This window comes from Kribbella sp. NPDC104218 (assembly GCF_055584105.1).
The window spans coordinates 607,144-620,806 of sequence record NZ_JBVJMQ010000002.1; the positions used below are offsets into that span (position 1 = coordinate 607,144).

Below are 13,663 nucleotides of genomic sequence, written 5' to 3' on the forward strand. Positions count from 1 at the left end.
TGCCCGGCAGCCCCGCAGGTGAGTGCGAACGGTCCTCGGGAGGGTAGAGGACCGCTCTACTCGTTGCCCTAGGGGCGCAGCCACTCCGGCTCGGGCAACCGGCCGCGATCGAGCCGGCCGTTGTCGTCGAGCGGGAGCTCCTCGATCGGGATCAGGTCCGCCGGGACCAGGTAGATCGGCAGCTCCTTGCCCAGGTCGAGCATCAGCCGGGCCAGCACCGCCGGGTCGCTGTCCTCCAGGACGACGTACCCGATCAGGCAGGTGTCACCGCCCGGGTCGTTGTTCGCGACAACGACCGCGTCGATCACGCCGGGCTGGTCGGCGAGCACGTGCTCGGTCTCCCCCGGCTCCACGCGGTGGCCGCGGATCTTCACCTGGTCGTCGGCGCGGCCGAGGTACTCCAGCGTGCCGTCCGGCCGCCAGCGGCCCAGATCCCGGGTGCGGTAGAGCCGGCCGCCCGGGTGCACCGGGTCCGGCACGAACATCAGCTCGGTCTCCTCGGGCCGGCCGAGGTAGCCCTGGGCAACGGCCGCGCCGCCGAGGTGGATCTCGCCGACCCCGCCGACCGGCACCGGGCGCAGCGCCTGGTCGAGCAGCCGGACGGCGACGCCGTCCACCGGGCGGCCGATCGACGGCCGGTCCTCGGCCGGGTCGACCTCGTGGATCGTGGTCACGATCGACGCCTCGACCGGGCCGTACTCGTTGAACAACCGGCAGGCCGGATGCGCGTCGAGGAACTCGCGCACCTTGTGCGTGAGCACCATCGCCTCACCGCCGGCGACGATCTCGCGCAGCGCGGGCAGCTCCGGCAGCCGGCGCATCGTCGCGAGCAGCGCGGTCAGCGGGCTGAACGTCATGAACAGCCGCTCGACCTTGTGGTCGCGCAGCGCGGCGATCACGGCGTCCGGGTCGTAGCGGTCGTCCTCGCCGATCAGCACCAGCCCGGCGCCTGAGGCGAGCGCGGTGAACATCTCCTGCACGTGGACGTCGAAGCCGAACGACGTCCACTGCAGAGTGCGCAGGGAGCTGCGCGTCCGCAGGTAGTGCCGGACGAGGTTGACCGGGCCGCGATGCGGGACGAGGACGCCCTTCGGGTTGCCGTTCGCACCGGAGATGTAGATGCAGTAGGCGATGTCGTCGGCCGCAGCCTGGACGGGCGGCGCCTGCCGGGCCCGCGGGTCGCCGTCGACGGCCGCAACCGGGACGAGCGTCAGGCCGAGCCGGTCCGCGAGCGCGGCGTCGTCGCCGACCAGGGCGACCGCCGAAGCGTCGTTCACCATGAAGGCCCAGCGCGACTCGGGTACGCCGGGATCCAGCGGGAGGTACGCCGCGCCGGACTTGAGGACGGCGAGCACCGCGACGACCAGCTCGGTGCCGCGGGCAACCCGGACCGCGACCAGTTGGCCAGGTTTCACGCCGAGATCGGCGAGCTGCCAGGCGACGGCGTTCGCGCGCCGATCGAGCTCGGCGTAAGTGAGCTCACGGTTGCCCTGGGCAACCGCCACGGCGTCCGGCGTGCGGGCGACCTGCTGCTCGAAGAGCGTGTGCAGACCGCTCAGCTCACCGGCGACGACGGCGTCCCGGCGGCTCCGGCCGATCGGGCCGACCGGCTCGAGATCGCCCTCCAGCCGCCGGAGCGCTTCGAGATCCGAGGCGATCGGCTGCATCAGCTGCGGCAGCCGCAGCCGGGGCTCATTGGTTGCCCGGTGCAACACGGCCTGCAGGTAGTTGAGCAGCCGGTCGATCGTGCTGCGATGCAGCAGACCTTCGCGATAGTCCGCCGTACAGGTGATCCCGGCGCCGTGGTGGGTCAGGCGCAGGCGCAGGTCGAGCGGCTCGGGGAGGTCGTCGTCACCGTCCTCGAACTCGACCAGGACCTGGAAGAGCGGGTCGCGCTCCAGGATGGCGAGATCGGTACCGGCGTGTTCGAACGCGCCGGTCGTGACGTCGCGCACGCGGTGCGCCAGCTCGCCCAGATCCGGCTCGCCGGACAGGTCGATCCGGATCGGCAACGCACGCCGCGGGGCCGCGGAGGTGTCGCCCTGCGGGCGGATCAGGGCCGAGCCGATCGTGACGTCGTCCTGCGCCGCGAACCGGCCGAGGACCGTGCCGACGGCGGCCAGCATCGTCATCAGCGGGCTGACCTTGCGCTCCCGGCTGAAGACGAACACCTCGTCACCCAGCTCGTCGGTCAGCTCCAGCTTCACCGAGGCGACCTTGCCCGTGCGGACGCCGTCCGCCGGCAACACCAACGGCTCGGCGCCCGCGAGCGCCACCTGCCAGTAGCCGAGATCGCGGCGCCAGCCGGCGACCGACGGCGCGACCTCCTGCTCGACGATCACCCGCCGCAGCTCGCGCTCCCGCGGATCCTCGTCGACCAGGCCGGGCAGCTCGTCGTCCGGCACGGCGACCACGGCCACCGGGGCGCTGTCGTCGTTGGCTTCGTTGGCTTCGTTCTCGAGGTCCGCTTCGTTGCCTTCGGCCTCTTCTTCGTCAGCCGGCGCTACCGCTTGCGCGGTCTGCACGTCGTTCAGCAGGGCGAGCTGCTCGGTCATCAGCTTGGTCACGCCCTCGACGAGCTGACCCGCGACCCGCAGTTGCTGCGACATCAAGGCGGCCATCCCGCTGCCCGGCAGCTCGGCCGCACCCGTCGCGGCCGCGGCCTCGTCCACCTTCGCGGCCAGCTCCGCGAGACCGGACCCGAGGACGGCGAGCGCCGTCCTCGGATCGTGCGTGTCGGCGCCGACCTCGGCCACGGCCAGCTCGACCACCGGCACCGAAACCGCTTCTGCGACAGGGGTTTCCGGTTCTTCGTTGCTCTCCGCAACTTCTTCTTCGGCGTCCGCCCGCGCGGTCTGGACGGCGACCGCGGTGGCCAGCTTGTGCGGTGTGGTGAACGCGCCGAACAACTCACCCGGCGTCAGCTCGACGGTGAACCGCTCGTTGATCTGGTCGATCACCGGCGCCATCGACTCCGGCGTGGCGCCCAGCTCCGCGAAGGTGTGGTCAACGGTCAGGTCGTACGGGTCGAGCCGCAACTCTTCACAGGTCAGATCGAGGACGGCGTCCAGCGCGTCGCGGTACCGCTCGGCGGACACCTCGTCCCCCGACAGCGACCCGGCCTGAGCCAGGTAGTCGGCGTCGACCGAATGCGTCTCGGCCGGCAGCGCGAACGGCGACTCCTCGTCGAGGTGGTCGTCGGCGGCCTCGACCTCGGCGACCTCGGCCGGCGGGTCCAGCGGGATCCGCTTCACCGCGGCCGTCGACCCGACCGTCTGCGCCCGGGCGGCGCGCTCGAACGCGCTCACCTGGCTGCGGCCCTCGGGCGCCGCGGCGGCCGTCGGCGCCGGGGTCTCGATCGAGTGGTGCACGCGGCGGAACGGGTACGTCGGCAGCGGGACGCGACCGCTGAACGCGTACACCTTCGACCAGTTGATCTCGGTGCCCTGCTCGTAGAGCTCGGCCAGACCGTTCATCGTGGCGAGCACCGCGTCCTGCCCGAGCCGCTGGGCCGGGATCCACGTGCTGTTCGGCGCGATTCGGCGTCCGGCCGGGCTGAGGACGGCATCCGGGCCGAGCTCCAGGAAACGGCGGCACCCGGCGGCGGTGACCGCCTCGACGGCGTCGCCGAAGAGCACCGGCTGACGCAGCTGACCGACCAGGTATTCGCTGTCCAGGACCGTGCCGGACTCGAGCAGCTCACCCGACCAGCTCGACACCATCGGCGTCCGCAACGGCTTCAGCGTGATCCCGCGGACGATCTCCGCGAAGTCGGACAGGATCGGCTCGACCAGCGAGCTGTGGAACGCGCGATCGACGTCCAGCCGCTGGTACGCGACCTGCAGCTGGTCGAGCTGCTCGGCCAGCTGACCGACGATCACCTCGGAGCCGCTCAGCACATAGGACTGCGGACCGTTGCCGGCGGCAATCTCCACGCCGGACGCGCGAGCCAGCTCGCGGACGCGGTCGGCATCGGCGCGGACCGAGACCATCGCGCCGGGCGCCGTCCCGCGCTGCATCAGCTCACCGCGCTTGGCGGTCAGGCGGACGCCGTCCGCGAGGGAGAGCGCCTCGGCAACGCAGAGCGCGGCGTACTCACCCACGCTGTGGCCGACGACCAGCGCGGGCTGGACGCCGAACGACTGCCAGAGCCGGGCCAGCGCCAGCTCGAACGCGAAGAGCGCGGGCTGCGCGGTCTCGGTCGGCCAGACGCCGTCGGAACCGGCCGGCGTCAGGAGCAGCTCGAGCAGGCTGCCGCCGGTCTCCTCGGCGTACACGCGGTCGCACTCGTCGAGGACGGCGCGGAAGACCGGGAAGCGGGCCGCGAGCCCGGCCGCCATCCCGCGGCGAGCCGCGCCCTGGCCGGTGAAGGCATAGCCAAGCGGGCCGGGGCCGCCGCGTGGGGCCTCGGTCGACTGCGCCGAGCCGAGCGCGTCGACGAGCTCGGCCTCGGTGGCGCCCGCGACGGCGATGCGGTGCCGGTGCGCGGACCGGCCGAGCGCCGTCGTCCCGGCGAGGTCGATCAGGCGGTGGCCGGTGCCGTGGCCGAGGTCGGTGCGGTAGAGCTCGACCAGGTCGGTCAGGGCATCCGGGTCGGGGGCTGAGAGCGGCAGGACGACAGGGCCGTCGTCACCGCGGCGGACCTGGCGCGGCGGCTCCTCGAGGATGACGTGAGCGTTCGTGCCGCCCTCGTCGAGCGCGCTGACGCCGGCGCGCAACGTCGTCCCGGACTCCCAGTCGCGGGCCTCGGTACCGATCGTGAACGGGCTGCCGTCGAGGCCGAGCGCCGGGTTCGGCTCGCGGTAGTTGATCGTCGGGACCAGCATCCGGTGCTGGAGCATCAGGATCGTCTTGATCAGGCCGGCCATCCCGGCGGCGCTGTCGAGGTGGCCGATATTCGGCTTCACCGAGCCGATCGTGCAGAAACCGATCTTGTCGGTGTGCCGGCGCAGGGCCGCCGACAGCGCGCGGACCTCGGCGGCGTCGGCCGGACCGCTACCGATCGCGTTCGCCTCCAGGTAGCTGAGCGAGTCGGCCGCGAAGCCGGCGCGCTGGAGGGCGCGCTCGATCAGGTCGGCCTGGTTGCCACCCGGGGTGTCCTCGCTGCTGACCGCGGTGCCGCGGACGACGGCGTACACGGTGTCGCCGTCCGCAACAGCCTGGTCGAGGCGCTTGAGCAGGACGGCGGCGACGCCGTTCCCCCCGACCGTGCCGTCGGCGGCCGCATCGAACGCGCGCGCATGGCCGGACGGCGACAGCACGTCACTCGGCTCCGGACCCGTTGCCTGCGGCACCTGGACGGCGGCGGCACCGGCGAGCGCGAGATCGGCGTCCCCGGAACGAAGGGCCTGACAGGCCAGATGCACCGCGACCAACGACGACGACCACGCCGACTGGACGCCGATGGCCGGGCCAGTAAGACCGAGCCGGTACGCGACCCGCGCCGCGAGCGAATCACGCGGCTGCGGCTGGCGTCCGTACAGGTTCATCCCGGAACCGGCGAACACACCGACCCGATTCGTCGTACCGCCGTAACCACCGTGTTCGAGCGCCTGGTGACACACCTCGAGGAACAACCGCTGCGCCGGGTCCATCAACTCGGCCTCACGGTCGCTCAACCCGAAGAACTTCGCGTCGAACGACTCCACATCATCCAGCACCCCACCGGCCCGGCCCACACTCTCGACCCCGCCGACCAGGTTGTCCCAAAACCCCTCGAGCGTCTCCGCCCCCGGGAACCTCCCGGCCAACCCCACCACCGCAACCCCGTCAACCCCCGCCTTCCCACCCCGAGCCCCCACAGCCCGCCCCACACCAGCCCCCGCAACCTGAGCCGCCCCCGCGCCCACAACCGCTCCCGGCTCAACAGCCGCAGCCTGCCCGACGACAGCCCCCGCGGACGGGCCCGGCCCGACAGCCGAATCCTCCGCGTCGGCCGATTCCCCGGCGACACCAGACTCAACAGCCACCGGCCGGTCGACACCAGAACCCGCGCCCCGCGCCGAACCCGCGACCGACCCGACGTCCGCGACCAGGCTCGACTCGACGGACAACTCGTCCGCTACAGCCGACTCCCCCGCACCAGCAGACTCAGCTGCCTCGGGCTGACCGATCGCAGAGCCCGCCACCTCGACCGGCTTCACGTCCGCGGACTGGCCCGGCTCGACGCCCGGTTCCTCCGCGACCGTCGACTCCCCAGCAACAGCAGGCTCGACCGCCTCGGCCTGACCGACCGCAGAATCCACGCCCTCGACCGACTCCACGTCCGGCGCGGCAGCCAGCTCCTCCGCGACAGCGGCGTCCTCGGCGACAGCAACCGGCTCGGGCTGGTCGGCGGCAAGGCCCGCGACCTCAACCGACTCCACGTCCGAGTCCGACTCTTCCGCGACGGGCGATTCCCCGGCGACGGCAGACTCGGGCTGGCCAACCGACGGATCCGTGGCCAGGCCTGGCTCCACGCCCGCGACAGGCTCGGCGTCCGCGATCGGGTCCGGCGCAACGGCCGACTCCCCCACGACGGCGGACTCGACCGCCCCAGGCTGATCGACGGCCGGGACCGCGGCCTCGGCCGGATCCGCATCCGCATCCGCATCCGCATCCGCGGCGGACTCCTCCGCGACGGGCGACTCCCCGGCGGCAGACTCGCCTTCCTCGGGCTGGTCCACCGTCGACTGCACGCCTGCGACTGGCTCGACGTCCGCGGACGAAGCCTGCTCGACGGCCAGCTCCCCCGAACCAGCGGACTCGACCGCCTCGCTCTGACCGACTGCAGGATCCGCGACCTCGACCGACTCCACGTCCGGCCCGACGGCCGACTGCTCCGCGACAGGCGACTCCCCGGCAGCGGACTCGACTACCTCAGGCGCGCGGACGGCGGGATCCACGTCCTGGCCCGACTCCACGCCCGCGACAGAGTCGACGTCCGCGGACGGATCCGCCTCGGCGTCCGGCTCCGCAACAGCGGCGTCCTCGGGGACAGCAGACTCAGCTGCCACCGGCTGATCGACGGCGAGGCTCGCGGCCTCGGCCGGATCCGCGTCGACGTCCGCGACGTTCGACTCCCCGGCGGCGACAGGCTCAGGCTGGTCGACCGACGGATCCGCGACCTCAGCCGACTCCACGTCCGTGGACGGGGCCTGCTCGACGGCCGACTCGCCCGCGACAGGCGGCTCCCCAGCAGCGGACTCGCCATCTACGTCCAGCTCGACGGCCGGCTCCTGCGCGACGTTCGACTCGCCGGCGGCGACAGGCTCGACCGCCTCGGACTGGTCGACCGATGGATCCGCGGCCTCGGCCGACTCCACGTCCGAGGACGGGTCCGGCTCGTCCGCGACAGTCGGCTCCGGGGCGACAGCAGACTCAACTTCCATCGGCTGGTCGACGGCAGAGACTGCGGCCTCGGTCGGATCCGCGTCGACGTCCGCTGCGGTCGGTTCATCGGTGTCAGCGGACTCGGGGTAGGCGACGGCAGGGTCGGCGAGTTCGGCCGAAGCCGGTGCGTCGACATCCGCTGCGGGCGACTCCCCGGCGGCGGCAGACTCGGCCGCCTCGGACTGGTCGACCGACGGATCCACGCCCGCGACCGACTCCACGTCTGCGGACGGGGCCGGCTCGTCGGTCGGCTCCTCCGCAACAGCTGACTCGACTACCTCAGGCGCGCGGACGGCGGGATCCACGTCCTGGCCCGACTCCACGCCCGCGACAGACTCGACGTCGACGGTCGACTCTCCCGCGACGGGCGACTCACCGGCGGCGGACTCGACTGCCTCGGGCTGGTCAACCGATGGATGCGCGACCGACTCCACGCCCGTGGACGGGACCAGCTCGACGGCCGACTCGTCCACGACATGCGACTCCCCAGCAGCGGACTCGCCGTCCACGGCCGGCTCCTGTGCGACGGGCGATTCCCCGTCGGCGGCCTCGGGCTGGTCGACCGGCGGATCTGCGACCTCGGTCGGCTCTACGTCCGTGGACGGGGGCTGCTCGACGGCCGACTCGTCCGCGGCGGGCGGCTGCTCGGCGACGACAGACTCGCCTGCTACGGGCTGGTCGGCGGCGGAGGTCTCGGCCGGAGCTGGGTCGACGTCCGCGGTGGGATCCTGCGCGACGGGCGATTCCCCGGCGGCGGCAAACTCGACCGACTCGGGCTGGTCGACCGACTGAGCCGCGGCCTCAGCCGACTCGACGTCCGTGGACGCGGCCTGGTCGTCCACGACAGTCGACTCCGCGGCGACAGCAGACTCAACTGCTACCGGCTGATCGGCCCGGGCCTCGGTCGGAGGTGCGTCGACGTCGGCGGTGGGCTCCTGCGCGACGGGCGACTCACCGGCGGCGGCCTCAGGCTGGGCGATCGACGGATTCGCGACCTCGGCCGACTCGACCTTCGTCGACGGGGCCGGCTCGTCTGCGGCGGGCGGCTGCTCGGCGACGGCGGACTCGGCTGTTACGGGCTGATCTGCGGCGGGGGCCTCGGCCGGAGGTGTGTCGACGTCCGTGGGGGTCGGGTGCTCGGTGGGGGTTAGGAGTTGGGTGGGGCGTTGGGGTGGGGTGGGGATGGAGTTGGCGAGGGTGCGTTGCCAGGCGAGGCGGACTACGGGGAGTTCGGTGGTGCGTTCGGTGGGGTCTTCGTCGGCGGGGGTGGTTTGGGTGTGGGCGGTGGCGGACTCGGGGCCTTGGCCGGTGGGGCCGGAGAAGGGGGTGGCGCCGGCGGGTTCGATGTGGGGGTGGGGCGGGGTTTCGAGGGTGCCGTCGAGCCAGCGTTGTTTGAGGAGGGGGCGGAGGACTTTGCCGCCGGGGGTGGTCGGGAAGTCGCGGCGCGGGACGCCGACGACCTCGGCGGCCAGCTGGAGGCGGGACTGGATGAGCGAGCGGATCGCCTGGTCCATGCCGGGGACGGAGTCGGGTGTGAGCGCGTAGAAGACGACCAGGCGGTCGGTGCCGGCTTCGGTGTCGGCGACGCCGCAGGCGGCGACCAGGCCGTGTTCGGCGCCGACGACGGTCGCGGCGACGGCTTCGATGTCGTGGGCGTAGTAGAGCTTGCCGCTCATGATGACGCGTTCGCTGTCGCGACCGGTGATGACGACCTGGCCGCCGGTGATGAAGCCCTGGTCGCCGGTCGACAGCCATTTGCGGGCCGGCCAGTTGCCGACGGGGAACGCCGTCCGGTCGGCTTCGAGGTTGCCCAGGTAGCCGGGGGTGACGCGCGCGGAGGCGACCTGCAGCTGGCCGATCCGGCCCTCGGGCAGGACGGCGCCGTTCGGGGCGACGATCCGCACCGTCGTCCCGGGGGCGGGCGCGCCGACCGACACCAGGCTGAGGACGCCGGGCGCCTCCGCGCGCTGCTTGCCGGGGCGCGCGACGGCGACCTTCCCGCTGGACGGGCGCTGGTCGACCCACTCGACGACACCTGTCGGTGGGACGCGAACGCGGTGCACGTTCGGCGTCAGCCCCGGCCGGGCGAACGTGATCCCGGTGACCGTCTCGGTCATCCCCCAGGCCGCCACGAACGTCTCCGGGACGACGCCGAACCGGTTCGTCAGCCGGAGGAACTCCGACATCACCGGGACCGTGATCTGCTCCCCGCCGCTGACCAGACTGCGCAGCGCGGACAGGTCCCAGTGCCGATCCGGCTCGCCGGCGATCGCGTGGGTGGCGAGCCGGTAGCCGAAGTTCGGCGACCAGGAGTGGTTGACCCGGTGCTGGTCCATCAGGTCGAGCCAGCGCAGCGGGTCGTCGAGCACCCAGCGGGTGTTGACGTGAATGTTCGTGCAGCCGGTGAACACGGGCAGCAGGTGGTAGAGCAGGAACGCGCCGCTCTGATCCAGCGGCAGCCAGTTCAGCGTGGTCTGCCCGGGCCGGACCGGCAGCATCGCCGGCGTCCCCGCGGCGAACTCGACCAGCCCGCGGTGCGTGAGCTGCACGATCTTCGGCGCGCCCGTCGTCCCCGACGACAGCATCAGGACGGCGACGTCGTCCGCGGCCGGGCGGTGGAACTCGTTGGTCGGCTCGTGCCCGGCCAGGGCGTCCGGGTCGAGCACCGGGAGGCCCAGGTCGTCGGGCAGGTCGGACGGGCGGCCGATCAGCACCGTCCAGCCGAGCAGGTCGGTGACGGTCCGCAGCCGCTCCCGGCCGGACTCCGTCCGGTCGCCCTCCAGCGAGGGGGCCATCAGCAGCGGCCGGATGCCGCCGAGTGTGCAGGCCCAGAACGCGGCGAAGAACCCGACCGGCTCGGTGCAGTGCACGACCGCGGGATCGCCGGCCCGGACGCCGTTCGCCCGCAGGCCGGCCAGGATCCGGGCGGCCAGCTCGAGCAGGGTCGGGAAATCGAGTTTGGTCTCGCGCCCGTCGGCGCCGATCTCGACCACGCCGGCGCCGCTGAAATCGCGGGCCGCGCGCAGCAGCGCGCTCGGCAGGTCACGCGGGTAACCCGCGGGGATCATCAACGCCGGCCCGGTGCTGATCGCCGGCCGGTCCGCACTGCTCCTCACCACGCCCGACGCACCGCCAACGGAGTCATCTCAGCGCCCACCACGACGACGCGAGCCGGTCGATGACCCACGGACAAGCGCCTCCCCAACTGGACGGAGCCGGGCTCAGGGCACACCCGTCTCGCTCTCACCGACACGTTGCCCCGTGAACTTTCGGACTGCCGGACCGACGGCGTGACCAGGCGGACCCAGTGCGTCATCGTGCCGACCGACAGCCGTGAACCCTACCAGCCGGGACGGGCCGAAACCGAGCCCGTTCCAGGCAGCGAAGAGTTAAGAATTCCACCGCCCCGCCGACACCGTTCTCAACGAGTCGCGAGCCCTTCGGATACGGCCCCGAGGCGTTCTTCCAGCCAGCGCACGGCGAACGCGCAGATCGCCGGGGCCTCGACCAGGATGCTGTCCGCGGCGCCGACAGTGCCGCGGACACCCTGCCCAGTGCCGAGGAACGACGTGACGATATCGGCGAAGTAGTCGTCGTCCAGTCCGTCGACCACGGGATCACTGGTGTCGAACTCCTCGACCAGTCGCCACTCGACACCGTCAGCGGTCGCGAACGGCACCTCGTAGCGGATCACCTTCTTGCCCGGCAGCTCGGCCAGGTGCTCGGCGTGGTGCAGCAGCGTCATCGTGTCCCAGGGCGCACCGATCATGACGACCTTGCCACCGGCGGCCACAAGTTTCGCCAGCGGCGAGCCGGGGCCGTAGCCGTAGTCGATCGGGTGATCCTCGGTGAACCAGTCAGCTCGCGCGCCGAGGGCGGCGAAGGAGGCGCCCGGCGATCCGCTGCGCAATGCCTGTGGCCAGGTGCGCAGGAACTCGGGCAGCGCGCCGTTGTCCCTCGACGCGCGGGACGCCTGCCGGTCGAATGGCGGAATGTGCGGACGCCAGCGCTCCGGCACCCGCCCGTCAGCATCGAGCAGCTCGTCGTAGCGCGCGTCCCAATCGGTGTAGGCGAGTACGACGCCACCGGGAGAGACGGCGTCGAGGAGAGCGCCGACAACGGCGTCCGGACCGTTGAGCAGCCGGCCGACCCGGCTGAGCGCGCCGTGTGCCAGCACGCTGTCACCAGGCCGCAGGCCGAGTCGACGAAGGTCCGCGGCCAGATCGGCCCGAGTGACAAATGCGGTCTCAGTCATGAGTCTTCCTCGGGAGCTGCAGCGTGGACCGGTAGTAGCGCGCCTGGCGGATGCTGTGCGCGCATGATTCGTGGCAGAAGCGGCGGGCGCGGTGCCGCTGCACGAAGAACATCGAGCACGCCGGGCGTTCGCAACGACGAACGCGGCTGACGTCGGCACTTCCAAGGAAAAGCACGCAACGACCTGCCGTCGCGGCCACGAACACGTCGGGGTCGCTGCCCTCGTAGCGCAGGGACCAGGACGGCGCGTCACTCCCGACGTCGAGCGCGAGATACGCGCCAGCATGGCCCGCCGCATGACGTAGTACGTCGGCAGCGTCGTCCCGATCGGATGAGCGGACGCCGTCCGCGACTTCGCCGAGGACCAGCCGGGCGGCGTCCCGGACCCGCTGGATCGCCGCAGCCACATCGGGCGCGAGATCCGCCGGTACGACGATGCCTGCCGCATCCGCCGCATACCGGAACCACGTCGCCACGGCCGCACCGTCGGCGAGGAAGTCGAACTCGTCCTGCCCCTCGCGATAGAGCGTGTTCGCCAGCTCGACCGCGAACGTCTCGCCGAGCAACGGCAGCTCGGCCACCTCTTGGCGCACGCAACACCTCCCAGCTCGACTGACGGTGAATGACTTATTTAACCGTCAGCATAGCTGGCGTACGCCGAACAGTCCGGCGCGGGCGGTCGCCGGAAAGTCGGGGCGGGTCAGGCCCAGGTCACGTACAGGTCCCACAGATTGCCGCGCTGCTTGCACTCCCATTCGGTGATGGAGTCGCTGTTGGCCAGGGCACGAGCTTTGGCTCCACACGCACTGCTGCTGTCGTAGGAGTTGGGGCTTGCGGCGGGGAAGGCGGCGGCAACTCCACCCGCGAGCGCGACGGCTGCTTGAACTGGCGTGGTGGGCTGTGAGGGACTCGAACCCCCGACCCCCTCGGTGTAAACGAGGTGCTCTAACCAACTGAGCTAACAGCCCGCGTGATGCGACCGGAGAAGCTTACAAGAGATCGGCGTCGAGTTTGGCCAGCGCCGCGGCGTAGTCGTCCGGGTTCCGGGCGTCGGGGTTCGGGTTCAGGACGGTCCAGCGGATGACGCCGGCGGCGTCGATGACGAAGGTGGCGCGGCGGGCGGCGCCGCGGGCGGGGTCGAAGACGCCGTAGGCGGTGGCGATGGCGCCGTGCGGCCAGAAGTCGGTCAGGAGGCCGAATTCCAGCCGCTCGGCGTCGGCGTACGCGCGCAGGGTGAAAATCGGGTCGCACGAGACGGCCAGGAACTCGGCGGCGCCGAGTAGGGCGGGCCGGTCCCGGAGCGCGCTCAGCTCACTCGTGCAGACGCCGCTGAAGGCGTACGGGTAGAACACCAGGACGACGGGGCGGCCGGCGTACTGCGAGAGCCGGATCTGCTCGCCGTGCTGGTTGCGGGTCGTGAAGTCGCGTGCCCGGCTGCCGACGGCAGCGGTCACCTCAGCCCCGGCGGCCGGACTTCGGCACCACCAGCTTGGTGGCCGACCAGTCGTCGGTGACGCTCAGCGTGCTCGTCGTGGACAGCCCGGCGGTCGGAGCGGCCTCGGCGATCTCGCTGCCCTCGACGTACCCGTCCCGGCCGACCTTGGGAGTCATCAGCCAGACGACGCCACCGGCCTTGAGGTCGGTGAGGATCTCGAAGAAGGCGTCGACCAGGTCGCCGTCCTCCTCGCGGAACCAGAGCAGGACGACGTCGACCACCTCGTCGGTGTCCTCGTCGACGAACTCCTCGCCGGTCACCTCCCGGATCGCGTCGCGCAGATCGTCGTCGCAGTCGTCGTCGTAGCCGATCTCCTGGACGATCCAGCCGGCCTCCAGGCCGAGCCGGGCGGCCATGTTCGGCTGCTCCTTGCCGTCCGCGTGGTCCGCGGTCGCGCTCACAGGTCCTCCTCCGTGGTCCCCGATTGCCCGGGGGTAGACGTCAGTAGCAGTAGTCCATCGTGACGTACCGCGTCGCGCAAGTATGCACGAGGTATCCGTGACGTGTCCGGTATCCGCGTGGTGGGTACCGTCCGTGTCCGCT

At 71.9% G+C, this 13,663-nt stretch carries 5 protein-coding genes and 1 tRNA gene; all 6 read right to left on the reverse strand.

Annotation, left to right across the window (positions count from 1 at the left end; all coding sequences use genetic code 11):
* Positions 1 to 68: 68 nt before the first annotated feature.
* Complete coding sequence (locus tag ACZ6ZD_RS18795; RefSeq protein ID WP_465673707.1) at positions 69 to 10,490, reverse strand: amino acid adenylation domain-containing protein; 10,422 nt, start codon at positions 10,488 to 10,490, stop codon at positions 69 to 71.
* A gap of 302 nt (positions 10,491 to 10,792) precedes the next feature.
* A complete protein-coding gene (aac(3), locus tag ACZ6ZD_RS18800; RefSeq protein WP_465673709.1) occupies positions 10,793 to 11,626 on the reverse strand; it encodes an aminoglycoside 3-N-acetyltransferase in 834 nt (277 codons plus the stop codon).
* A complete protein-coding gene (locus tag ACZ6ZD_RS18805; protein ID WP_465673711.1) occupies positions 11,619 to 12,218 on the reverse strand; it encodes an ABATE domain-containing protein in 600 nt (199 codons plus the stop codon). Before ACZ6ZD_RS18805 ends, aac(3) begins: the two co-directional genes overlap by 8 nt.
* 298 nt (positions 12,219 to 12,516) lie before the next feature.
* Positions 12,517 to 12,593, reverse strand: a tRNA-Val gene (locus ACZ6ZD_RS18810).
* A gap of 21 nt (positions 12,594 to 12,614) precedes the next feature.
* Positions 12,615 to 13,079 (reverse strand): redoxin domain-containing protein, encoded by a 465-nt coding sequence (locus tag ACZ6ZD_RS18815; protein WP_465673713.1) that lies wholly within the window; start codon positions 13,077 to 13,079, stop codon positions 12,615 to 12,617.
* 1 nt (position 13,080) lies between these two features.
* Positions 13,081 to 13,521: a DUF3052 family protein gene (locus ACZ6ZD_RS18820; RefSeq protein WP_171670674.1), complete on the reverse strand. Its 441-nt coding sequence runs from the start codon at positions 13,519 to 13,521 to the stop codon at positions 13,081 to 13,083.
* Between the last annotated feature and the right edge of the window lie 142 nt (positions 13,522 to 13,663).